At 69.2% G+C, this 21,479-nt stretch carries 21 protein-coding genes, 1 tRNA gene and 1 pseudogene; 8 read left to right on the top strand and 15 right to left on the bottom strand.

Annotation, left to right across the window (positions count from 1 at the left end; all coding sequences use genetic code 11):
* The 5 genes from ACFWI9_RS25470 to tgmA all read right to left on the bottom strand — a co-directional run.
* On the bottom strand, nucleotides 1-189 hold a 189-nt coding region (locus ACFWI9_RS25470; RefSeq protein ID WP_387165374.1), incomplete at its 3' end, for a hypothetical protein.
* A 151-nt stretch (nucleotides 190-340) separates the two neighbouring features.
* Nucleotides 341-414 (bottom strand) — tRNA-Pro (locus ACFWI9_RS25475).
* 218 nt (nucleotides 415-632) lie between these two features.
* Nucleotides 633-872 carry a chaplin gene (locus ACFWI9_RS25480; protein WP_387165375.1) on the bottom strand — a complete coding sequence of 80 codons (240 nt, stop codon included), beginning with the start codon at nucleotides 870-872 and terminating at the stop codon, nucleotides 633-635.
* A gap of 22 nt (nucleotides 873-894) precedes the next feature.
* Nucleotides 895-1,878: an ATP-grasp ribosomal peptide maturase gene (gene tgmB / locus ACFWI9_RS25485; RefSeq protein WP_387165376.1), complete on the bottom strand. Its 984-nt coding sequence runs from the start codon at nucleotides 1,876-1,878 to the stop codon at nucleotides 895-897.
* Between the two features lie 17 nt (nucleotides 1,879-1,895).
* Nucleotides 1,896-2,087 carry a putative ATP-grasp-modified RiPP gene (tgmA, locus tag ACFWI9_RS25490; protein WP_338674114.1) on the bottom strand — a complete coding sequence of 64 codons (192 nt, stop codon included), beginning with the start codon at nucleotides 2,085-2,087 and terminating at the stop codon, nucleotides 1,896-1,898.
* 648 nt (nucleotides 2,088-2,735) lie between these two features.
* Between tgmA and ACFWI9_RS25495 the strand changes: the two genes are divergently transcribed.
* Complete coding sequence (locus ACFWI9_RS25495; protein WP_387165377.1) at nucleotides 2,736-3,932, top strand: acyl-CoA dehydrogenase family protein; 1,197 nt, start codon at nucleotides 2,736-2,738, stop codon at nucleotides 3,930-3,932.
* Nucleotides 3,933-4,155: 223 nt separating this feature from the next.
* Here the strand turns inward: ACFWI9_RS25495 and ACFWI9_RS25500 are convergent, their stop codons facing one another.
* Genes ACFWI9_RS25500 through ACFWI9_RS25520 form a run of 5 tightly spaced genes read right to left on the bottom strand, consistent with a single transcriptional unit; the run spans nucleotide 4,156 to nucleotide 7,965 of the window.
* Nucleotides 4,156-4,731 (bottom strand): GAF domain-containing protein, encoded by a 576-nt coding sequence (locus tag ACFWI9_RS25500; RefSeq protein ID WP_387165378.1) that lies wholly within the window; start codon nucleotides 4,729-4,731, stop codon nucleotides 4,156-4,158.
* On the bottom strand, nucleotides 4,731-5,366 hold the full coding sequence (locus ACFWI9_RS25505; protein WP_387165379.1) for an ATP/GTP-binding protein: 636 nt from the start codon (nucleotides 5,364-5,366) through the stop codon (nucleotides 4,731-4,733). The genes ACFWI9_RS25500 and ACFWI9_RS25505 overlap by 1 nt, the downstream gene beginning before the upstream one ends.
* A complete protein-coding gene (locus tag ACFWI9_RS25510) occupies nucleotides 5,344-5,715 on the bottom strand; it encodes a DUF742 domain-containing protein (protein ID WP_387165380.1) in 372 nt (123 codons plus the stop codon). Before ACFWI9_RS25510 ends, ACFWI9_RS25505 begins: the two co-directional genes overlap by 23 nt.
* Before the next feature lie 2 nt (nucleotides 5,716-5,717).
* A complete protein-coding gene (locus ACFWI9_RS25515; protein ID WP_387165381.1) occupies nucleotides 5,718-6,152 on the bottom strand; it encodes a roadblock/LC7 domain-containing protein in 435 nt (144 codons plus the stop codon).
* 7 nt (nucleotides 6,153-6,159) lie between these two features.
* Entirely contained in the window at nucleotides 6,160-7,965 is a 1,806-nt protein-coding gene (locus ACFWI9_RS25520; protein ID WP_387165382.1) for an ATP-binding protein, read from the bottom strand.
* Between the two features lie 922 nt (nucleotides 7,966-8,887).
* On the opposite strand from ACFWI9_RS25520, the gene ACFWI9_RS25525 reads away from it, so the two are divergent.
* Entirely contained in the window at nucleotides 8,888-9,556 is a 669-nt protein-coding gene (locus ACFWI9_RS25525) for an ArsR/SmtB family transcription factor (RefSeq protein ID WP_387165383.1), read from the top strand.
* Nucleotides 9,557-9,775: 219 nt separating this feature from the next.
* Here the strand turns inward: ACFWI9_RS25525 and ACFWI9_RS25530 are convergent, their stop codons facing one another.
* The 3 genes from ACFWI9_RS25530 to ACFWI9_RS25540 all read right to left on the bottom strand — a co-directional run bounded on the left by ACFWI9_RS25530 (nucleotide 9,776) and on the right by ACFWI9_RS25540 (nucleotide 13,729).
* A complete protein-coding gene (locus ACFWI9_RS25530) occupies nucleotides 9,776-11,923 on the bottom strand; it encodes an MMPL family transporter (RefSeq protein ID WP_387165384.1) in 2,148 nt (715 codons plus the stop codon).
* Nucleotides 11,924-12,191: 268 nt separating this feature from the next.
* Nucleotides 12,192-13,571, bottom strand: a complete 1,380-nt coding sequence (locus tag ACFWI9_RS25535) for an aminotransferase class V-fold PLP-dependent enzyme (protein ID WP_387165385.1) — start codon at nucleotides 13,569-13,571, stop codon at nucleotides 12,192-12,194.
* Between the two features lie 2 nt (nucleotides 13,572-13,573).
* The gene (locus ACFWI9_RS25540; protein ID WP_387165386.1) at nucleotides 13,574-13,729 is read right to left on the bottom strand and encodes a hypothetical protein; all 156 of its coding nucleotides are present in this window, start codon (nucleotides 13,727-13,729) and stop codon (nucleotides 13,574-13,576) included.
* 427 nt (nucleotides 13,730-14,156) lie between these two features.
* Between ACFWI9_RS25540 and ACFWI9_RS25545 the strand changes: the two genes are divergently transcribed.
* Nucleotides 14,157-14,798 carry a hemerythrin domain-containing protein gene (locus ACFWI9_RS25545; RefSeq protein WP_387165392.1) on the top strand — a complete coding sequence of 214 codons (642 nt, stop codon included), beginning with the start codon at nucleotides 14,157-14,159 and terminating at the stop codon, nucleotides 14,796-14,798.
* Between the two features lie 446 nt (nucleotides 14,799-15,244).
* Nucleotides 15,245-15,523: pseudogene (locus ACFWI9_RS25550) on the top strand (GNAT family N-acetyltransferase); the annotation flags it as partial.
* Nucleotides 15,524-15,541: 18 nt separating this feature from the next.
* Here the strand turns inward: ACFWI9_RS25550 and ACFWI9_RS25555 are convergent.
* Nucleotides 15,542-16,702: an MBL fold metallo-hydrolase gene (locus ACFWI9_RS25555; RefSeq protein ID WP_387165393.1), complete on the bottom strand. Its 1,161-nt coding sequence runs from the start codon at nucleotides 16,700-16,702 to the stop codon at nucleotides 15,542-15,544.
* A 339-nt stretch (nucleotides 16,703-17,041) separates the two neighbouring features.
* Between ACFWI9_RS25555 and ACFWI9_RS25560 the strand changes: the two genes are divergently transcribed.
* From ACFWI9_RS25560 to ACFWI9_RS25575, 4 genes are all read left to right on the top strand, one after another.
* Nucleotides 17,042-18,247, top strand: a complete 1,206-nt coding sequence (locus tag ACFWI9_RS25560; RefSeq protein ID WP_387165387.1) for a Glu/Leu/Phe/Val dehydrogenase dimerization domain-containing protein — start codon at nucleotides 17,042-17,044, stop codon at nucleotides 18,245-18,247.
* A gap of 55 nt (nucleotides 18,248-18,302) precedes the next feature.
* A complete protein-coding gene (locus tag ACFWI9_RS25565; RefSeq protein ID WP_387165388.1) occupies nucleotides 18,303-18,944 on the top strand; it encodes a TetR family transcriptional regulator C-terminal domain-containing protein in 642 nt (213 codons plus the stop codon).
* Nucleotides 18,945-19,194: 250 nt separating this feature from the next.
* The gene (locus ACFWI9_RS25570) at nucleotides 19,195-19,782 is read left to right on the top strand and encodes a TetR/AcrR family transcriptional regulator (RefSeq protein ID WP_387165389.1); all 588 of its coding nucleotides are present in this window, start codon (nucleotides 19,195-19,197) and stop codon (nucleotides 19,780-19,782) included.
* Nucleotides 19,779-20,159, top strand: coding sequence for a hypothetical protein (locus ACFWI9_RS25575; protein WP_387165390.1), 381 nt, complete (start codon nucleotides 19,779-19,781; stop codon nucleotides 20,157-20,159). The genes ACFWI9_RS25570 and ACFWI9_RS25575 overlap by 4 nt, the downstream gene beginning before the upstream one ends.
* 425 nt (nucleotides 20,160-20,584) lie before the next feature.
* Here the strand turns inward: ACFWI9_RS25575 and ACFWI9_RS25580 are convergent, their stop codons facing one another.
* Nucleotides 20,585-21,376, bottom strand: coding sequence for an SGNH/GDSL hydrolase family protein (locus ACFWI9_RS25580; RefSeq protein WP_387165391.1), 792 nt, complete (start codon nucleotides 21,374-21,376; stop codon nucleotides 20,585-20,587).
* Nucleotides 21,377-21,479 lie beyond the last annotated feature (103 nt).

Raw genomic sequence — 21,479 nt, forward strand, 5'->3', positions numbered from 1 at the left:
CCCTCGCACCGGGGGCCGCCGACTGCCGGCATCAGCGGAGACGGACCGCACGCGGAGCTCGAAGGCCGTGCCGTCCGCCGCGAGTTCCGTCGGCGCGTGACCAGCGCGTCCAGGGCCGGGGGATTCCGGGTCGAGCATGATCTCGCCATCGGACGATCTTGCGGAGTCCCTGCCCAGCCCGGTCGTCATCCGCTCACGCCGGTCAAGGACGCCGGCCCACAACTGGTACCCGGAAAACAGTCGAGGGGGGGGTGGGGGTATACAAAAAACAACCCCCGCCCACAGTCGAGGCCGGTTTCGGATATCTCCAAAACCGGCCCTGACCTGCGACTTCTACAAGTCGGGACGACAGGATTTGAACCTGCGACCCCTTGACCCCCAGTCAAGTGCGCTACCAAGCTGCGCCACGTCCCGATGCCCGCCTGACCTGGGGTTTCCCCCGGCCGAAACGCGCATGAGAACCATACCGCACTTCCCAGGGTGGTCACGAACCGTTTCCCGGCCCGGCCGTCCCGCGGCTCAGCGAGCACGGCGTGTACCGGTTCGGGCACGGACGGGCCCGGTGGACCTGTGTCACGCTCCCCCGCACAGAATCCACCGGGTCCGGGCCGTCCTGCCGTCCCGCCCAGCGCCTACGCGACGCAGTAGACGCCCATCGCCGGGTTGAAGAACCCGATGACGGTGAAGCTGTTGCCGCAGAAGGTGAACGGCATGTACACCGGCATCTGGATCACGTTGCCCGACAGCAGGCCGGGCGAACCCGACACCACACCGATGGCGGTGGGGCCGTCGTGGGCCGCGGCGGCACCGGCGCCGCCGAAGACCGCGGCGGTGGCCAGTGCGGCCGATGCCACCAGAGTGCGCATACGCATGGTCTCTCCTTGGGGGAGGTGGTCATAGAACACGATGACCATCCCCCGCGGACGTGCTCGGCATAACGCGGCCCGACCCGTTCGGCGCAGCGGCGAGCCAGCCGGCGACGGCGTCCGCGATGGGCTGACCGGTCTCCAGTTCGATGAACCCGAACTGCCCGCCTTGGTTGCACTCCAAGAACCACCACACCCCCTCCTCGTCCTCCGCGAAGTCGAAGGCGGCATAGGCGAGGCCCGCCTCACCGTTGTAGTCACGCACCGCGCGGGCGATCCGGGGGGGCACATCCACCGACTGCCAGTGGTGGCCGGTACTGCCGTAGCGCCCGTCGACCTGGTCGGACGTGGCGAGCTTGCGCGCCGCGAACAGCCTGCCGCCGACCGCGGTGAGCCGGATGTCGGCACGCTTGGCGATGTACTGCTGGAGCAGGGTCGGCGCGGCGGCGACCGAGGAGAAGTCGGCGTCCTGGTTGATGCGGGTGGTGGGCAGGGCGACCGGCGGATCGCCGACGGGCGGCCCGGAAGCCGACTTCACGACGATGTCCCGGTACTGGGCGGCGAACTGCCGCGCCACCCGCGGGAAGGTGGTGATGACGGTGGGCGGCACGGCGAAGCCACTGCGGTGCGCGAGACTCAGCTGCCACGGCTTGCACCGGGCCTGGGCGGACATGGCGGGATGGTTCATCCACCGCGCGGCTGCGGAGTAGAGCATCCCGTAGAGCGCCTGCTCGGTCTCCGCGGTGAGCCACTCCGAGGGTTCCGGGGCATGAGCCGCGGGCTCCCCCGGCCTGCGGACCCATATCGAGCGGAGGGCGCCCATGCTCAGCAGGCGCCCCTCCGTGGACAGATGGCCGTAGAAGTCGCCTTGTACGTACTCGGCGGACAGAGCGGCCTCGCCGGGGACGTCGGCGGGGTCGAGGCGAACCAGGGGCACGCCTCGCTCATGCAGCTTGGCGACCACCATGTCGGCGGTGACGTCCTGCCGACAGGTCAGGATGAGCACGGTCATTTCTCGCGCCGGTCTGTTCAGTCGTCGAAGTGAGTCTTGGAACCGGCCGTGGATGTGGTCGTCCCGGTCGCCAGCAGCACCGCCCTGTCATCGACAGCGGGGCGCCCGTCCGCCAGCACGTTCAGCTGGAGGGCGGGGTCGTAGCTGTAGGAAATCGTGACCGCTGGGCTCTCGGCCGGAAGTACGAAGTTCAGTACGAACGGTCGCATGAGTCTCCTTCGTCGACTGTCTGCACACGCGTAACTGTACGTGCTGAAGTCGTAGGCAACTCATCACCATGCGTTACCGCAGGCCGGGATGGTGGTGAATGTCATCACAATGCCTTCGCTCAACCTTTCGCCCCCTGACTCCCGTCTTCCAGAAACGCGGGTCGGAGCCGAAGTGACTGCGCGCTGGTGTCGCCCAACTCCGGGTAAGCGACGCTCAGTTCTCGCCGGGCCGGGAACCGTCTGACAACCAGTGAGCGAATACTTTCCACCTCGGGCGAGCCCGAAACGCGGGCTGCCACCGCCGGCGCGGCACTGCTGCGGCGCCCGGCGCGGACAGAGGCGCGGGGCGGCACAACCACGCGCCCGGCGCTCCCGTAAAACCTTTGCCCTTGGCATGTGGCAAGGAGTGGCCTGGAGGGAATGCCCTTCGGGAGAACCGGCGGGCCACTACCACCCAGCGCACAGCTTCAATCAAACGTCAACGGCCCGGGTTTCAGCCATAGTTGTCAGTCTGCCTGGATGCCGTTGGCGGTGATCAACACCATGGGGTGCCAAGTAGTGGCCGGCCCGTACGGCACGGGACCGCACCGATGCACCACCAGTTCGCACACCCGCGCGAGCAGGCGTTTTCGCAGAGGAGGGCTCGCCATGGACGGGTACTTCACCAGCCGTCCGCACCATCAGCTCAGGGAGAGCGTCAGAGACTTCGCCGAGAACGAGGTCCGCCCCAGGATTCCCGCGATGGAGTCGGCCCGCACGGTGCACCACGAACTGTCGCGGCTGATCGCACGTCAGGGCTGGCTCGGGGCCACGATCGGCAAGGCGTACGGCGGGATGGGAGCCGGCCACCTCGCCAAGACCATCATCATCGAGGAGATATCCCGGGTCAGCGCCGCCATGGGGGCCATGGTCCAGGCCTCCCAACTAGGTGCGGCGAAGGTGGTGCACTTCGGCAGCGAGGAGCAGAAGAAGACCTGGCTCCCGGCCATCGCCGCCGGTGAGTGCCTGCCCACGATCGCGGTCACTGAGCCCGAGTCGGGCGGTCATGTGCTGGGCATGACCGCCACCGCGGTGCGTGACGGCGACGACTACGTCCTCAATGGCCGAAAGGTGTACGTCGGCAACAGCCATGTCGGCGATCTCCATGGCGTCGTGGTCCGTACGGGCCCGGGTTCAGAGGGGCTGACGGCCCTTCTGGTCGAGTCGGGCCGACCGGGCTTTCGCACAGGTGAACAGAAGCCGACCATGGGTCTGCACGGTTTCAGTTTCGGGGAGCTGTTCTTCGACAACTGCCGGGTGCCGGTGACGAACCGGCTCGGTGCGGAGGGAGACGGACTCGCCGTCGCCTACTCCTCCAGCGTGCTGTACGGACGGGCGAACCTCACCGCGGTCGCGCTCGGCATCCACGAGGCGATCCTGGAGGAGAGCATCCGCTTCTGCTCGGAGCGCTGGCGCTACGGCAAGCAGCTGCACGAACTCCCCTCCATCAAAATGAAGTTGGGACAGCTACAGTCACGGCTGATGACGGCGCGGCTTGCCGCCTACCACGCGGTGCACCTGCTGGATCAGGGGATTCCCTGCGACGCGGAGCTGATGAACGCAAAGCTGGTCAATGTCGAGTCGACGCTGGACTCGGCGCGGAACGCGATGGAGATCCACGCGGCGGCCGGTCTCTTCACCGACCGTCCCATCGAGCGCTATCTGCGGGACGCCCACCATATCTTCGCGCCCGCCGGTACCTCGGACATCCAGCTGCTCCGGCTCGGTGAGGTGGCGCTGGGGACCGCCAAGGGCCAGTGGTCGCAGCGCCTCTCGGCGGTGACCCGGCTGGCTCCCGCCCTGTGACGGGGCGGGGCCGGCCGGTGCGGAGTGCCTTCGGCGCGGTCGTCAGTCTCCATTCGGCGGCCTGGCCGGGCACACCCGCCACCGGTGTCCGTCGTCATAGGCCGTCGTCACAAACCGTCGTCAGGCGTCCGGCGTCATAAACCGCCGTCGGGTTCCGCCGTCGCACTCCGCTGCCCCGGCACACCGTCCGGTCCGCGGCCGGTACCGGCGTCACGACGCACTGTCAGATCGCGCTGTCCTCACGGTGGTGGATCTGCTCCGCCAGCTCGGCGGCGAGTGCCTTGATCGTCTCAAGCCCGGCCCGGCCCCAGGGCCGCGGCTCGGTGTCCACCACGCAGATCGTGCCGAGTGCGATTCCCGTGCGGTCGATCAGCGGCGCCCCGAGATAGGACCGGATGCCGATCTCGTCCACGACCGGATTCCCGGCGAATCGCGGATAGTCGCACACATCCTCCAGGACGAGCGCCTTGCGCCGCACGACCACATGGGGGCAGTAGCCGTGGTCGCGTGCCATGAAACGGCTCACATCGGCGCCCGTCGCGGCGGTCGCCGCGTCGAGTTGCTCTCCCGAGTGGTTGCCCGTCGGGGTGTGCAGCCCGGCGAAGAACTGCTGGTTCTCATCGATGAAGTTGACCATCGAGTACGGGGCTCGGGTCACCTCGGCCAGCCGGTGCGCGAAGTCGTCGAAGGCGGGCTCCGCCCGCTCCCCCAGCCCCAGTTGACGCAGTCTGCGCACCCGTGTCGGTGCGTCACGGTCGATGGGGGTGAGCAGCAGATGCCCGGTGGGGTCGTACGTCATCAGTGTGCTCCGTAGCTCGGCACCGCAGCCGGTGCCGGTGTGGTGATCAGCAGATACTGGACGAGGGTGACCAAGGTCCGTATTCCGGAACTGGCGAGCCGGGCGTCGCACAGTACGACCGGTATCTCAGGTTTGAGGTCGATGGCGGCCCGCACCTCCTCCGGCTCGTAGCGGTAGGCGCCGTCGAACTCGTTGACGGCGACGACGAACCCGATTCCGCGCCGTTCGAAGAAGTCGACGGCCGCGAAGGACTCTTCCAGGCGGCGGGTGTCGGCCAGCACGACGGCGCCCAGCGCGCCTTCGGAGAGTTCGTCCCACATGAACCAGAAACGCTCCTGGCCCGGTGTGCCGAAGAGGTACAGCACATTGCGTTCGTCGAGGGTGATACGGCCGAAGTCCATGGCGACGGTCGTGGTGGTCTTGGACTCGACCCCGTCCAGCCGGTCCGTCGCCTCGCTGACCGTGGTCAGCACCTCCTCCGTGCTCAGCGGCTCGATCTCGCTCACCGCGCCGACGAAGGTCGTCTTGCCGACCCCGAACCCCCCGGCGACCAGGATTTTCAGTGCGGTGGGGAAGAGATCCGCGGCCGAACGTCCCGGAAGGCCTCGGGATTCAGAGCCGTCGTCGTAGGCCATCGAGCACTGCCTCCAGCAGAGAGCGGTCGGTTGGGGCCTCCTGGAAGCGGGGCGCCCGCGCGGTGACGGCCCCGCAGTCCACGAGATCGGACAGGAGCACTTTGGTGACGACCGCCGGGAGCCTCAGGTGCGCGGAGATCTCCGCCACTGAGGTGGGTCCGTCGCAGAGCCCGAGCGCCAGGGTGTGCTCGGGGCCCAGATGGGACTGCGGTGCCGTACCGGTCGCCATCACCAGCGAGAGCAGATCGAGTGCTGCCGTCGGACGGGTCCGGCCGCCGCTCACCGTGTACGGGCGGATCAGGCGCCCGGCCGCGTCGTCGAGCCAGGGCCCGTCCTGCGGGGCAGGCACGGTCAGTGGCCCGTGGGGGTCGGCGCTCCAGCCGGCTGTCTCGCCGGGGTGATCAGATAGGGCCGTACGCTCTTGACCAGCATCGCCATCTCGTAGCCGAGGACCGCCGCGTCCGCCTCGCGCCCGGCGAGCACGGCCAGGCAGGTGCCCGAACCGGCGGTGGACACGAAGAGCAGGGTCGAGTCGAGTTCGACCACGACCTGGCGGACCTCGCCGCCATCGCCGAACCGGGCACCGGCGCTGCGGCCGAGTGAGTACAGCCCGGATGCCAGCGCTGCCATGTGGTCGGCGCTGTCGGCGTCGAGGCCGTGTACGGACTTCACCAGGCCGTCGCAGGAAAGCAGAACCGCGTTGTGGGTGTACGGCACTCTCTGGACCAGTCCGCTGAGCAGCCAGTCGAGATCCGATGAATGGCCGGTCGGCGTATCGCTCGCCATGGTGCATCTACTCCTTGTGGGTGTCGTCCCGAAGGTGCGGTTCGTGGGGGGCGGTCGGGGGACTCTGGTTCTGCGCGAGGCCGATACCGCGTTGGAAGGCGGCCATCAGGCCCGGGTCGTGGATCGCCTGTTCCTCCGCGGGCCGCGGGACCGGGTCATGGCGCAGTTGCGGCGCCAGATGTTCCTGGGCGCGGCGCTTGGGGAGCGTGGGGCGCGGGCCTGTCGCGGCGGTTGCCGGGAGCGGGCCGTGGGCGGAGGCACCGGGTTGCTGCGGAGTCTGCGGCGCCTGTGCCGGTCGCTGGGGTGGCTGGTGCGGGATGCCGGGGCCGGTGGTGACGTAGGTGAGTGAGCGCTGCGAGCCGCCGGTCGGGGCGGTCGTGGGCGGTGGGGTGGGGGCCGGGACGAATGCGGGTGCGGGCGTCGGTGCGGGCGTCGGTGCGGACATGGCTACGCGTGCGTGGTGCGCTGGGGGCGCGACGACGGCATTGGGGCCGGTCTGGTCGGGCGTGTGTACGGGGGCCTGTCCGGCGATCGGACCGGTCGCCTCGGATTCCTCGCCGAGCAGTCCCTTGGGCAGGACGAGTACGGCCTGGATGCCGCCGTAGATATTGGACTGGAGCCGTACGGCGATGCCGTGCCTGCGCGCGAGAGCGGACACCACGAACAGTCCGATGCGGCCGTCCTGCAGCATGGTGGCCACGTTGGCCTGGTCGGGGTCGGCGAGCAGGGAGTTCATCCGGTGCTGCTCCTCGCCGGACATGCCGAGGCCCCGGTCCTCCACCTCGACGGCGAGTCCGGCCGTGACATGTGAGGCACGCAGCAGGACCTGGGTGTGCGGGGCCGAGAACAACGTGGCGTTCTCGACCAGTTCGGCGAGCAGATGGATGACATCGGCCACGGCGTGGCCGCGCAGCGTCCCGTCGATCGGCGGCACGAGTTTCACTCGCGGGTACTGCTCGACCTCGGCGATCGAGGAGCGCAGCACCTCCGTCATGGTGACCGGGTTCGACCACTGGCGACGGGAGATGGCACCACCGAGCACGGCCAGGTTCTCCGCGTGGCGGCGGATCCGGGTGGCGAGGTGGTCGACGTGGAAGAGGCCCTTCAGCAGCTCGGGGTCCTCGACCTCGTTCTCCAGCTCGTCCAGCAGCTGGATCTCACGATGGACCAGGGATTGGAGCCGGCGGGCCAGGTTGACGAAGACCTCGACCTTCTGGTCGCTGCCGGTGCCGGCCAGCCGGGAGGCCTGGACGACTGCCGCGACGGCGGCGTCATGGGACCGGTTCAGATCATGGGCGAGTAGGTCGAACTCGTCCGCGTCGGCGTCGGGGACCGGGATGTCACGGCGGGGCCCCGGGCGCTCACCGCGACGCAGTCCCTCCAGGACCGTGCGCAGCTCCGCATGATCGCGAGCGGTCGAGCGGCGGAGTTTGTCGCAGCGGTGGGCAACGGATCTCGCGGTCCGGTTCGCGCTGAACACCGCGGCGGCAACCGCTGCGAGGGCCAGGGCCGAGGAGCCCAGCAGGGCGAGCCAGAGCGCGACCGAGGGCCGGGGGGCTGTGGCCCGGATGGTGAAGAGCACCGCGGCGGCTCCGCTGAGCGAGGCCACGACGGCCGGCAGGACCGCGGTACGCAGCAGTTGGGGACGTATCCGGGACTCCGGTGGCGCTGCTGGTGCGGACCGCTGCCTGCCTGTGGCAGGGGTGCGGGGAGCACGGGGGCCCGCTGCGGGGGTGCGGGAGCCTGACCGACCGTGCCGTCCGCCGCCCTCACGGCGGTCCGGCCGCGCGGCGGGTGCGCGAAGTTGAGACATCAGCGTCCTTGGTACGTGGCCGTACTACGGGCATTCAGCTGCGGCTCAGCGGCCGGGCACCACCAGGCGTGGTGAGCCCACCGTTGATCACCGGCCACACACGGTAGTCGTCAACCGTTCATCTGCGGTGGGCACTTGACAAACTTGCCCCGGGATCGTCCGTCTCTGGTATGAGGCCTCGTACGGCAGAACGAAAACCCACCGCGCGGCTCGCCGCGCCCCCCGCGCCCGGGTAGGCCGGCGGCCCAGCCAGCCCCCCAGCGGGTTCCGCTCGGACCCGGGCGAGGTGGGCGGGGAGAGGGCCCCAACGCCCGAGCCGACGCACCTCCCCCCGAGGTCACGCCCCTGGGTTCACGCGCCGCCGCCCAGCGAGGCGTCCGAGGCTCCCTGCCGTCATGCGCCGACCCTCACGCGACCACCCGAGCAGGAACCCTGTTCGCCGGACCAACCCCGTCATGGACGAGCGGATGGCGTCCACGCCAGGCAAGGCACCGGACAAACGATTTGCGACCAGCCCAAGTCCGACAACCACGCGACCTTGGACCAACCTCACACCAGGATTCCGCCCGGCGGGTCGCCGCCGTGCCGGGATGTCGCAGCGCCCCGTGCAGCAGTCAGTGACGCAGAAGCCCGGAGCATGGCGCCCGCCTGGTCCGCCGCAGGCCCGGGTGCGCGCCCTGGCGCAGCTCGGGTGTGCCACGGGCGATGCCCCGTCGGGTAATATCTCCCACGTGACCAGGGACGACCCGACAGCCCCGTAACCGAGACTCCTGGCGCCACGTAACCGGCCACACCTGATCTCATACGCCGCGCCTACCTGCGCCTTTGCCTTGATCACCGCCTCTGAGCGGGACGGCCGAGAGTCCTTGCCACCTCACGTGTTCTAGATATCTCTAGAACAAAAGAAACGACCGGAGATGCCATGTCGGAGCGGAAGGTGCGGGATGTCCTATATGGCCAGCTCGCCCGCATCGGCAAGGCCATCAGCAACCCCAAGCGCATCGAACTGCTGGACACCCTGGGGCAGGGCGAACGCTCGGTGGAGTCTCTCGCCACTGCCACGAACATGACGGTCGGCAACACCTCAAGCCACCTCCAGGTCCTGCGGGACGCTCGCATGGTCGAGACCCGCAAGGAGGGCACGAAGGTCATCTATTCTCTCGCCGATGAGCGGGTGGCGTTCTTTGTGCGGGAGCTGTGGGCACTGGCGGGTGCCCGCCTTGCCGAGGTTGAGCAGCTGGTCCGCGAATACCTGCAGGGCGAGGAGACGCTCGAGCGGGTCACCAGGGAGGAACTCGTCGCCCGGTCCTTGAGTGGCGATGTGTTCATCATCGATGTACGGCCCGCCGAGGAGTACGCAGCCGGTCATATCCCCGGAGCCACGTCGGTACCGTTCGACGAACTGGGTGACCACCTGTCCCGGCTGCCCGCCGACATGGACATCGTCGCGTACTGCCGTGGCCCGCACTGCGTCTTCGCTCCGAAGGCGGCTCAGATCCTCATGCGGCACGGCCTTCGGGCAATGGTGCTCGAGGACGGCGTGCTGGAATGGCGTCAGGGTGGACTTCCCATAAGCACTGTCAGCAGCTGACGGCCGAGCCGCGGAAGCGCGGCGGTGGACCACGGCGTCATCTGTCACGGCGGGGTACGCCGCCCCGCGGTTCGCCGGATCACAAGCGGCTCGTCGCCACGACGACGCGGGGTGGCGGCCGTCGTCGGCGCGAGTGCGATCGTCACCGGCATGGCGGGCGGCAGGCCGGGCGGCGCGGTACGGGGGATGGTCCGCGCCGCCCGGCGTCATGGTGGGGGCTCAGTGCTTGAAGGTGAAGGCGGGCAGCGCCCTGTCGAGCCAGCCGGGCATCCACCAGTTGCTGTTGCCGAAGACGGCAAGGGCGGCGGGCACGACCAGCATGCGTACAAGGGTGGCGTCCAGGATGACGGCTATGGCCAGGGTGATGCCGAGTTCGGTTGGTGGGATGGGGCCTGTCACGCCGAACGCGACGAAGACGATGACCATGATGACTGCGGCGTTGGTGATGGGCCGTCCCGTCGCGGCGATGCCCTCACGGACTGCGGTGCGGTTGTCCCCCGTCTGTTCGTACTTCTCGCGGATCGAGGCGAGCAGGAACAGCTGGTAGTCCATGGACAGGCCGAAGAGGATCGCGAAGAAGAACACGGGGGCCCAGGCGTTGATGAAGCCCTGGGACTCCGTGCCGATGAGTGAGGCTCCCACCCCGTGCTGGAAGATGATCGATGCGATACCGAACGCGGCGCCGACGGTGAGCAGGTTCATCACGGTCGATACCAGGGAGATGATGATGCTGCGGAAGACGATCAGCATCATCAGCAGCGACATGACGAGTACCAGGGCGATGATCCATGGTGCGGACGCCGTCAAGGCTTCGGTCATATCGTGGTTCTGGGCGGCTGGACCGCCCACCTTCGCCGCGGGCACCGTCTTGTCGAGGTCGGCGCGCAGGTCACCGACGAGGTCGGCGGTCTTGTTGTCGTCGATGGCGGTGGTCGGTGTGATCCGGACGACGGTGCGGCCGGTATCAGCCGGCTCGGTTGCGAGTGCCGCGTTCTTCACGCCGGGCCGGCCCTGCGCGGCGTTCAGGACCTCGTCCGCCGATTCGGCGGGGGTGGTGACGTAGAGGGCGGCTGCGGCACCGGGACCGAATGCGTCGGTCATGGTCTCGTAGCCGTCGCGGCTGGAGTATCCGGCGTCCACCACGCGGGCTCCGGGCATGCCCAGTTCCACCCCGGCGACCGGCGCGGTCAGGGCGCCGAGGAAGGCCAGCCCGGCGACCAGGCCGACGGCGGGGCGCCGGACGACCCTGTCCGACCAGCGGCCCCAGCGTGCTTCGCTGCGGGCGCTGCGCTCGGCGCGCCCGCGCAGTACCTTGTCGCCGAGGGCGGCCAGCACGGCCGGCAGCAGGGTCAGGGCGGCGGCCACGACCGCCACCACCGCGATGATCATGCCGAGAGCCATGGAGCGGAAGACCATGACCGGCAGGAGGAACACCGCACCGAGTGCCAGGATCAGTGCGAGTCCGGACAGGAAGATCGCCTTGCCGGAGGTGGCGAGGGTGGTGGCCAGTGCGGTCTGGGTGTCGCTGCCCTTTGCGCGTTCGGTGCGGTAGCGGGTGACGATGAACAGGGCGTAGTCGATGCCGAGCGCCATGCCGATCATCATGGAGAAGTTCATCGACCACACGGACACGGGGGTGGCCATGGTGATCAGGTGCAGGGTGCCGTAAGCGACGGCGATGCCCGAAACGGCCAGCATCATCGGCATGCCTGCGGCGATCAGGCTGCCGAAGACGACGAAGAGCAGGATCATCATGGGCAGGCCGGACATGATCTCGGCCTTGAGCATGGCCTTTTCGTTGGACTCGTTGAAGTCCGCCCACATCGGCCACTCACCGGTAACGTCCGCGGAGGCGCCCTTGGGCAGGGCGGTGCGGTCGACCGTGTCGCGGACCGCTGCGGCGGCTTCCGGCAGCCCGGCCTCGTCGTCGGCCCGGAGATGGACCGGGACGAGCGCCGTGGTGCCGACTTCGCTGACGAGGCCGGTCTGCGCCACGCGGGGGTCGGTGACCTTGCGGACCTCGTCCTGACCGTCGAGGCTGCGCAGGACACTGCTCACAGCCGCGTCCAAGTCGTCCTCTGCCGGGACCTGGACGACCACGACCGCAGCCTCGGCGCCGAGGTCGGCGAAGTCCGCACGGAGCTCTTCGCGGACCTCCTGGCTCTCGTAACCCTGAGCGGTCCAACCAGCCCCCGACAGGGCGCCGTTGAGGGTGGCGGCCAACGGGGCGGCCAGCAGCACCACGACCAGCCAGACGATCATGACGAGTTTGCGGCGGTCGACCAGGACGGCCGCAGTGCGATCGGCGAGGGTGCGGCGGCCGGGCGGTTCCTGGGCGCGGACCGGCTCGAACGTGCCGACAGACATGGGGCTGTACCTCCGATAGCGGGGATGCGCCCTGACGGGAGCAGGGCAGACGCCCCGGATGACCAAGGCCCGGACGGGGACGGGACAGCCGGGGCAAAGAGAGGGTGTCGATGGGCCCGGCCTCGACACAGCTGGGAACCCACGACTGGTTCGCGGCCGGTTAGTTACGGCCGACGGGTCCGTTCCACAGGGCCAACCACTCCTGTTCCTCGCGCTCCTTGGCGCGGTGCAGAGCGGCCCGTGGTTCGGTCCGTGGTCCTCTGCGGCCTCAGCAGTGCAGCCGCGGCGGCAGCCCCGCAGCCCGCGGCTCCTGGTCGCGGTAGGTGTCCTCGACGAAGCGCAGGAACCTCTTGACGTCGGCGAGGTTGGACGAAAGGCCGACCGAGACCCGCACCGCGCCGCCCGAGGATATGGAGAGACGCCCCATGTAGTCGTCGATCGTGCCGGTCGTCTCCCGCGTGGCGCGCCGCAGATCCGGCTCGCCGATACCGAAGGCGGCTTCACCCACCCCCGGATTGCAGAAGCATCCGGTGCGCAGCGAGATACCGAGTGCCGCGCTGTCCCGACTGACGAGCCGCTCGTCGACCATGGCGCCGTTGGCGTCCAGGAGACTGAAGGCGACCGTGCCGCCGCGCATGTCCGTACCGGCGGGTCCGTGGAGCCGGACCATCGGCGCGCCCGAACCATGCGTCAGTTCCCGCAACCCCTCCAGCAACATGCCGGTCAGGTGGCCGACATGACGTTGCACGGCATCCATGCCGATCGATCCGAGGAAGTCCAGGCCCGCCTCCACATCGGGTATGTGGAGGAAGTTCAGGGTGCCGTCCTCGAACGCCGATTCGTCAGCCGTCATGCGATGCCACTGCGCCAGGGAGCTGGCCACCTGGACGGTGCCGCCCGAGAACCAGGGCCGTCGCAGTCGGGCCATGGCCTCGCGTCGCACGATCAACGACCCGATCCCGGTGGGGTACCCGAAGACCTTGTACCAACTGACGGCCACGAAGTCCGGCCGGACGGTTGAGAGGTCCAGACGTCCGGTGGGGGCATAGGCAGCCGCGTCCAACAGGACGTCGAACCCGGCTTCCTGGGCGATGCCCACCCAGTTCAGCGGGTGCTGCACCCCGCTGAAGTTGCTCTGTGCCGGGTAGGCGAAGAGGCCCCGTCGCCGTCCGGAAAGAGCCTCGCGCAGGGCCCTCTCGGAGGTTCGCAACTCCGGCAGGTCCAAGGGCACCACCGTGGTGCGGGCGCCGCGGGCCCGGGCGAACTGCCGCAGCCCGTTGACCGAGTTGTGATTGTCCATCAGGAGCACCAGTCGGCTCCGACGGCTGAACGGGTAGGCCTCGCCGACCAGGCGCAGCGCGCCGGTGGCATTCGGGGTGAACACCACGGCGTACTCGGCGGGATCGGCGTCGAAGTGGCGCAGGACCGCGGCGCGAGCCCGCTCGACCAGTGCCCCGGAGGCGGCGGAGGTGGGGTTGAGGGAGTGCGGATTTCCGTAGGCATCGGACGTCAACCGCTCGGCGTGTCCCGTCAGTTGACGTCTCGCGGGAAGCCCGGCACCGGTGTGGTCGAGATAGATGTGCTGTTTTTCGTCGAGATAGGCGTACTCGGTGCTGCGGAGCGAGGCAAGAGGCAGTGCTTCGTACATGGTCACTGTCCCTCGGCGGCGGAGACCCTGGAGTCTCCGGTCAGGAGGACCTTGACAGCGTTGTCTTCCCGCTTGGCCACCTCAGTCGCCGACAGCAGCCCGGTGCGGACGCGCTCGGTGCCGTACGGCGGACCGTGCGAGACGAAGAAGAAGTGCACAACTACTCTCCTATTCTATAGATCTCTTGAATACTATAGGGTTGTGGTGTCCAGGGCGAACAGCGAGGGTGCTGGTGTCGGCGGGTGACGGGCGTCCATGCGGCGGCAGGAACCGGCCTACGTGGTCGACGGGGACGAGGCGAGAGTGCGATGCCCCCTCGGGCTCATCCCACCGGGCGTGCCACAACCTCGCCTTCCTTGTACTGGCCCCACCGGGCGGATTCGGCAGCCTTCGCGTTGTTCGGAGCCGAGAGGGAGGCGGCGGCGATCAGCCACGCGCCGCCAGACAGCCGACGCAGCGCGCCGAAGCTGCCCCCTGCAGACCAACTGCTTCACCGCCAGATCCCCGTGATCGCTAGATCACCAGACAGCCGAGGCCCCCGTGATTCAGCCAACACCCGGCACTCCCATGGCCGATGTGCGCGACATGTACATGGCCCATCGCATGTTCCGTCGCGAGTTCCGTCTTCTTCCCCAGCTCGTCCGTGATGTCGGTCCGGGCGACACTGAGCGGGCCGCGATCGTCGCGGACCACGCGGACAAGATCTGCGCAATCCTGGACGCCCATCACGAGGGTGAGGATGCCAAGGTCTGGCCGCTGCTGCTCGCGCGCGGCGGTGAGGAGAGCATGGCCATCGTGCCGGTCATGGAAAAGCAGCACCAGGACATTCACGCAGCACTCGAGACGGTGACCGCCCTCTTGCCGGTCTGGCGCGGTACAGCCCAGGGCGGAGCTGAACTCGCCTCAGGCGTTGATGTCCTGAGCGAGAGGCTCATCGAGCACATGGCCCTGGAGGAGAAGGAGATCCTCCCGTTGGCCGAGAAGCACATGACCGCGGCGGAATGGGCACTGTTCGGTGAACACGCCTTTGCGACCATCCCGAAGAAGACCCTCGCGCTCGGCTTCGGGATGGTCATGTACGAGGGCGACAGTGACGTGATCAAGGAAGTCCTCACCAGCGCGCCGTTCGTGCCCCGGCTCGTCATGCCAGTCCTGGGTCCCCGCCTCTACGCCTCACACGCCAGACGGGTCTACGGCACGGCCACCCCACCCCGGGTCGGGCGATAGCGTCGCGCGGCGAGGGCTACGCGTCGGCGCTCCGTTGCCGGACAGCGGCCACACACGAAAACACCGGTGGCCCGTACGGGCCACCGGTGAGGGCGAGCTCCGGCCCCACGCGCGCACCCTTCGGCCAAGCGATCACCTCCCTGGCCGAGCGGGTCGGCGATCGAATGGCGGTCGCCCAGCCTCGCCTGACGTATCGTCGAGCACAACCGTCTTCCTCTTGAGCCCCTACCAGGAACTCCCGGCGAGGGCCTTGACTCGCCCCGGCGACCTGGCCGTCCGCGAGGCCGCCGGCGGCCGCATGGCGCCGCCGTTCCTCGCGCACGCCGTGCTGTCACCGCCGGCGAGATCGAGGGGTTCGACAGCGAATCCAGTCGTCCAGGCTTCCTTGTCAGCGGAGCTGGTCGCCTTTCGGCCCGATGCCTTTGCTCCAGGTCGGGGTTCCGTGCATCGGCTACTGCGGGCTGATCATCGGCCGCGCCACTCTGGAGGAGCCTGAAATCGCGTATGAGCTGTTCCAGCGCGCGCATGGCCGCGGCTACGCCACCGAGGCGGCCGGCGCGGTACTCGATGCCGCTGTCGCGACCGGGCGGAAACGGCTCTGGTCGACCGTCGGCGCGTGGAACACACCGTCGCTCCGTGTCCTCGAGAAGCTCGGATTCGAGCGGGATCACGTCTCCACGGAAGACAACGGTGAAGTGGTCTGGCTCACGCGTTCGTTGCCGTGACCATATGCGTGCCCGGCGTCACCGCTCCCCGGCAAGGTCCATGTCCCCGGCTCGGGACTCGCTCGACGGGAGATCCACCGGCTCCGGGCGACGCCATGGGTGAGCGATCGGATGGGAGATCGGGCGCCACCAGGGATCCACAGGCAGCGTTCCAGCGGGTTCGAAAGGTTCGCCGGGACGCGGGACGGCCACCGGTTGGCCGGCCTCCTCCGCGGCGTCGACCGTCCATTCCGCAGGCTCCGCCCAGGCATGGAAGGACAGGTTGAAGGTGCCCCAGTGGATCGGCAGCAGCACGCCGTGCGGCTTGGATCCCTGCAGGTCGAGATGTGCTTGGACGCCTTCCTGCGGGGTCATGTGAATGTCCGGCCACCCGCCAGGCAGCGGGGTACGGTCTGTGTGGTTCTCGGGCCAGTATTGGCTGTAGGCGCCGATCTGGATCATGGTGGCGTCGAACGGCCCGTGCTCGGCACCGATCTCCTTGAAACCGGGGAAGTAGCCGGTGTCCCCGCTGTGGTACACGCGGTGGCCGCCGGACAGCCCGTGCACCACCCAGGAGGCCCAGAGGGTGTGCTGCTGGTTGCGTAGCCCGCGCCCGCAGAAGTGGCGGGCCGGGGTGGCGGTCAGCCGCAGCCCCGCGACCTCCGTCGACTCGTTCCAGTCGAGCTCACGCAGCCGGGTCTCGGAGACGCCCCAGCGCTCCAGGTGGGCGCCCACCCCGAGTGGTGCCACGAACACGCTGTCCGTGGAGGCCAGGGCACGGATGGTGGGCAGGTCCAGGTGGTCGTAGTGGTCGTGCGAGATCACCACGACGTCCACCGGGCCGAGCGCGGTCAGCGGTACGGGGACGGGGTGCAACCGCTTGGGCCCGGCGAACGCGAACGGCGAGCAGCGCGAGCCCCACACCGGGTCGAAGAGCACCCGGCGGCCGTCGATCTCGGCGAGGACGCTCGAATGACCCATCCAGGTGAGCCGCAGCCCGGTGGCGGGCGGAGCTGCCAGATCGGCGAGGGCGTCACCGTGCAGCGGAATGGGCGCGGCGGGCGTACGCCTCCGGCGGGCCTCCCGCTCGAAGTAGATCTTCGCGAACTCAAGGGCGGAACCGGACGGTCTGGTCCTGGCCTCCACCGGATTCAGGAAAACCCCGTCCGCGAAGTTGGGCGAGCGGCGGATCCGCTCCATCCGCTCCCCTTCCGGGTCGGCCCCGAAGGCAGCCGGGCGCAGTGACCGCAGCCTGGAGCGCAGGGAACTCGGGGACGCGGCGCCGGCCACAGGGCCTCCTGGGGTAGGGGGTTTCTTCCTCGCGGGGATTCCATTATGTGCGGGGTACGACAGTGCGGGAACGTGCCTGTGGGGCGGCTGGTTCCCCTCGATGAGGCATGTCACATCCGGTCAGTGCGCTCCACGGCGTACGGTCCGGGTCTGCCGACCGGCTCCGGCCTGCGCGGATATCGCGTTGACACGAGTCCACGGCCTCCGGATACTGACCGACGGTTCAGTCCGTCGCCCGTTGGAGGCTTCATGTCCGTCGTGGACACCACTGCCGCTCCGCTTATCTCGCTCACCTGGACCGACCAGGTGACCGGGCGGCAGGGCCATCTGGTGGTCGACCGCCTCGTGCGCGGGGTGGCCAGTGGCGGCCTGCGGATGCGCGCGGGATGCACCCTGGACGAGGTGGCGGGGCTGGCGCGCGGTATGACCATGAAGGAGGCCCTGCACTTCCACGCGGACGACCCGAGCGCACGCTATGTACCGCTCGGCGGCGCGAAGGGCGGAATCGACTGCGACCCGCGGGACCCCGAGGCCTACGGCGTACTCGTCCGCTATCTGCGCGCGATGCGTCCCTACATCGAGAGCTGCTGGACCACCGGGGAGGACCTGGGCCTCAGCCAGGACCTGGTCGACCGGGCAGCCGCCGAGGCAGGCCTGGTCTCGTCCGTGCAGGCCGTGTTCCGGCTGCTCGACGACGAACCGGCGGCACGCCGGCGGCTCGCCGACGCCTTCGCCATCGAGGTCGACGGCATCGGCCTCGATGAACTGGTCGGCGGCTGCGGTGTCGCCGAATCGGTGCTCACCGCGCTCGACCGCGCGGGAACCGCTCGCACCGGTGCCCGGGTCTCCGTGCAGGGGTTCGGCACGATGGGCGGAGCCACGGCGCGGTTCCTGTCCCAGGCCGGCCTGCGGATCGTCGCCGTGGCCGATGTCAAGGGCACCATCGCCAACCCCGACGGCCTGGATGTGGAAGCCCTGCTCGCCGCACGGGACACGTACGGCACGGTGGATCGCGCCGCACTGCGACCGCACGACACCGAGCTGCCGGGCGACGCCTGGCTGTCGGCCGACACGGAGGTGCTCGTGCCCGCCGCCGTCTCCTACGCCATCGACCCGGACAACCAAGCCGGGGTACGGGCCCGCTGGATCGTCGAGGCCGCCAACATGCCGGTGCTTCCGGACGCCGAACGGCTCCTCGCCGCCCGCGGGGTGACGGTGCTGCCGGACGTGGTCGTGAACTCGGGCACCAACGCCTGGTGGTGGTGGACTCTCTTCGGTGACATCTCCGCCGACGCGGACGAGGCCTTCGCCCATACCCGCCGCTCCATGCGTGCCCTGGTCGGCCAGATGCTCGCCCGAGCCGAGGCGGACGCCTGCACCCCGCGCGCCGCCGCGCACGCGATCGCCGCCGAACGGCTGCCGGTGATCACCGAACGCTACGGCTGGGACGCCTGAGAGCATTCACACCGAAGCCCCGCAGGGCCCGTACAGGCGTGTGTAGGGTAACCGCGTGGCGAGAGTCCGGTTGAGCGTGGCCGAACGGCGCGAGGAGCTGCTGCGGGCCGCCGTGGCACAGATCGAGGCCCGGGGAGTTTCGGCCGTACGTGTCGCCGATGTCGCCGCGGCGCTCGGGGTCAGCAACGCACTGGTCCTCTACCACTTCGAAACCAAGGAGAAGCTGGTCGCCGCCGCCTTCGCCCATGCCGCCGAGGGCGACCTGGCACACCTCCGCCGGATCCTGGGTCGACGCACCTCCGCGCTGCGCAGGCTGCGCGCCGCTGTCCGCTGGTACGCCCCCACGGGCCAGGCCAAAGGCTGGCGCCTGTGGATCGAAGGCTGGGCGTCATCCCTGCGCGACCCCGCACTGCGTGTGGTGGCCCGCGACCTCGACCAGCAGTGGAAAGCGGCACTGACCGCGGTCATCACCGAGGGCACGGCGGCCGGCGAGTTCCACTGCGCCGACCCCGCGTCCGCCGCGTGGCGGCTCACGGCCCTGCTGGACGGTCTGGCTGTACAGATGACCTCGTACGGCGGCACCCTCACCCGGGCAGCGATGCTGGCCTGGACGGACGAGGCGCTGGCACGCGAACTGGATCTCGAACGCGAGGCGTTGAGCCGACAGCTCCGTCAGGTCCGGTCCGGGGACCTTTGAGGATCAGCCCGCGGCGCCAGATGCATGGGGCCTCCCCCGGTCCCCTGGGGCCGAGGTCGGGGTCTCCCCACACCTACGCCCGGAAGGCCTGCGGAGACCCCACGCCCAAGCGGTCTTGAGTAAGTGCGTTGCGGTTGGCGCCGCTGCCGCAGCTCGTCTCATGGACTGTGCATGCCCTTCAGCGGTGATGTCCCTTGGCACACCGACCCGGGTTGTTTATCAAACGGGTCGACCCGTATCGTAAATGGGTATGAGCTCCTTCCCGTCCTCGAGGGGACGTCCCAGGGACCCCCGCTCGCACGAGGCCATCGTCAGCGCGGCCACCGAGCTGATGATCGAGGTCGGCTACGCCGCGACATCGATCGGGGCGGTGGCCGCCCGTGCCGGTGTCGGCAAGGACACGGTCTACCGGCGGTGGCGGGGCAAGCCGGAGTTGGTCTTCGAGGCCGTGTTCACGACTACCGACCATGCTCCGGTCCCGGACACCGGAACGCTGACCGGGGACCTGACCGCACTGCTGCAGGGGCTGGTCGACGAGTTCCACGCACCTGCCGCGGCAGCGGCGCTCCCGGGGCTGCTCGCCGACTTCGCCGCCGATCCGGTGCTGAAGGCGCGCATCCGCGGCGACTTCCTGGCCCCGTCGAAGGAGCGGCTGCTGATCGTCTTCGAGCGCGCCGTGACGCGGGGAGAGATCGCGGTCGACACGCCCGTGGATCTCGTCCTGGACACGCTGGCCGGAGCCGTGTTCTTCCACGTCGGCCTGGTCGGGGAGCAACCCGACCCTCAGCTGGCCGGCCGGCTGGCTGCTGTCATAGCCAAAGGAATCGAGATCCGATGAACGGCTGGCTTCTCGCAGCGGGCATCACCGCGTTCGGTGTGGCCGCAATACACATTGTCGCCGGACACCGGGATGTGGTCCGCCCGCTGCTGTCCTGCGGACTCGCAGACGAACCCAAACGCGCCCTTCATGCCGTGTGGCACATGGTGAGCGTCGACCTGGTGCTCTCCGCAGCAGCCTTGGTCTACCTCGCGCTGGCGGACGATACGTCAGCGACCGGCCTGATGGCGTGGTTCGTGGCTGCGCACTTCGTCGCGTACGCAGTCGCCTTCCTGGTCGTCACGCTGTCGGTCGGCTGGGCGAAGCCACTGCTCCGACTGCCGCAGTGGATTCTGCTCCTGCCGGTCGCGGTCCTGACATTGGCGGGTGCTGCGTAGCGACAGCCCAGGAGAGATACAGCAGGAGGTGCCCGCAGGGCTGACCGAGCTGCCGACAACCTCCCCCGCGCCCGTGCACCCGCCTGGCCCGCCTGCACGGTGGGGCCACCTTACTGAACAAGCCGCCCGGGGGCTTCGCCCCCGCCCGGCCGTGCACCGTCGTCCTGGACAACGCTTCCGCGCACGGGGCCCGGGTTTTCAAAGGACGCCGGGCCCGGACACGACCTGGCGCACTGGCCGGGCACTCCGGGACGCGAGCGGGTGTCGTCCGGTCGCCCGCACGAGTCGGCCCTCGCCCCCGGGCCCCGCCTTGGCGGTGCCATTCGCATACTCCGGCGGCTCCCGCTACTCCGCGCCCTGGTCCGGCGCGGGCGGTCGAGGCCCGGTCAGCCTTCCGGTCGGCCGGGGCTCCCTCGCGGCAAGCCTCAGAGTGGGAGCAGATCGGGGCGCTTCGGCTCCACATGGTCACCCGATGACTCGCCCCGCAGCCGCCTGCCGATCCACGGGACCAGGTACTCCCTGGCCCAGTTGACGTCGTCGCGGCGGATCTCCAGCGTGTTCCGGGGCGGCAGCGGGGGCCACTCCTGGTCCGGGTCGGCGGGGACCTCGATACCGAGGACCTGGGCTGCACGCAGGGCGACGCGGGTGTGGCCCTCCGGCGAGAGATGGAGCCGGTCGTCGTCCCAGGCGCGGCGGTCCTGGACGGATCTCAGCGACCAGAGGTCGAGTACCGGGCAGCCATGGCGGTCGGCGATGGCCCGTACATGGGCGGTGTAGGTGGCGATCTTGCCGCGCAGATGGCGGAGCACGGGCACGCCGCGGGTGTCGAATCCAGTGGTCACCATGACGGTGCCGACAGATGCGCGGAGGTCGGCCACGGCGCGTTCGAAGCGCTCGGCTACATCGTCGGGGTCGGTGCCCGGCCGGATGATGTCATTGCCCCCCGCGCAGAACGTCACCAGGTCGGGGGCGAGTTCCTTCGCTCGGGGAACCTGCTCCGCCACGATCTGGTCGAGAAGCCTGCCGCGCACGGCGAGGTTGGCGTAACGGAAGGTGTGCTCCGGCACACGGTCGTCGAGCAGCACCGCGAGGCGGTCTGCCCAGCCGACGAACTGCTCGTCGGGCCCCGGATCCCCCACGCCCTCGGTGAAGCTGTCACCGATCGCCGCGTACGACCCGAATACTGCGTCTGATGTTGATCTCGAATCGTCTGCCACGTCACGACATCATTCACGGCCGCAAGTGACCTACGCCACCGTAGGAGGGGTTGACGGGGCGTGACATAGACCACCGAGCCGGTTCCCGGCGGAGGGGAATATC

Origin of the sequence: Streptomyces sp. NPDC127084 (assembly GCF_042724175.1) — a bacterium.
Classification (GTDB): Bacteria; Actinomycetota; Actinomycetes; order Streptomycetales; family Streptomycetaceae; genus Streptomyces.

Coding starts and splice junctions, on each gene's coding strand:
- ACFWI9_RS25480 (WP_387165375.1), bottom strand. CDS start 872: ATGCGTATGCGCACTCTGGTGGCATCGGCCGCACTGGCCACCGCCGCG.
- ACFWI9_RS25555 (WP_387165393.1), bottom strand. CDS start 16,702: ATGGAGCGGATCCGCCGCTCGCCCAACTTCGCGGACGGGGTTTTCCTG.
- ACFWI9_RS25525 (WP_387165383.1), top strand. CDS start 8,888: ATGTCGGAGCGGAAGGTGCGGGATGTCCTATATGGCCAGCTCGCCCGC.
- ACFWI9_RS25520 (WP_387165382.1), bottom strand. CDS start 7,965: ATGTCTCAACTTCGCGCACCCGCCGCGCGGCCGGACCGCCGTGAGGGC.
- ACFWI9_RS25530 (WP_387165384.1), bottom strand. CDS start 11,923: ATGTCTGTCGGCACGTTCGAGCCGGTCCGCGCCCAGGAACCGCCCGGC.
- ACFWI9_RS25570 (WP_387165389.1), top strand. CDS start 19,195: ATGAGCTCCTTCCCGTCCTCGAGGGGACGTCCCAGGGACCCCCGCTCG.
- tgmA (WP_338674114.1), bottom strand. CDS start 2,087: ATGCGACCGTTCGTACTGAACTTCGTACTTCCGGCCGAGAGCCCAGCG.
- ACFWI9_RS25515 (WP_387165381.1), bottom strand. CDS start 6,152: ATGGCGAGCGATACGCCGACCGGCCATTCATCGGATCTCGACTGGCTG.
- ACFWI9_RS25545 (WP_387165392.1), top strand. CDS start 14,157: ATGTACATGGCCCATCGCATGTTCCGTCGCGAGTTCCGTCTTCTTCCC.
- ACFWI9_RS25560 (WP_387165387.1), top strand. CDS start 17,042: ATGTCCGTCGTGGACACCACTGCCGCTCCGCTTATCTCGCTCACCTGG.
- ACFWI9_RS25495 (WP_387165377.1), top strand. CDS start 2,736: ATGGACGGGTACTTCACCAGCCGTCCGCACCATCAGCTCAGGGAGAGC.
- tgmB (WP_387165376.1), bottom strand. CDS start 1,878: ATGACCGTGCTCATCCTGACCTGTCGGCAGGACGTCACCGCCGACATG.
- ACFWI9_RS25535 (WP_387165385.1), bottom strand. CDS start 13,571: ATGTACGAAGCACTGCCTCTTGCCTCGCTCCGCAGCACCGAGTACGCC.
- ACFWI9_RS25575 (WP_387165390.1), top strand. CDS start 19,779: ATGAACGGCTGGCTTCTCGCAGCGGGCATCACCGCGTTCGGTGTGGCC.
- ACFWI9_RS25505 (WP_387165379.1), bottom strand. CDS start 5,366: ATGGCCTACGACGACGGCTCTGAATCCCGAGGCCTTCCGGGACGTTCG.
- ACFWI9_RS25500 (WP_387165378.1), bottom strand. CDS start 4,731: ATGACGTACGACCCCACCGGGCATCTGCTGCTCACCCCCATCGACCGT.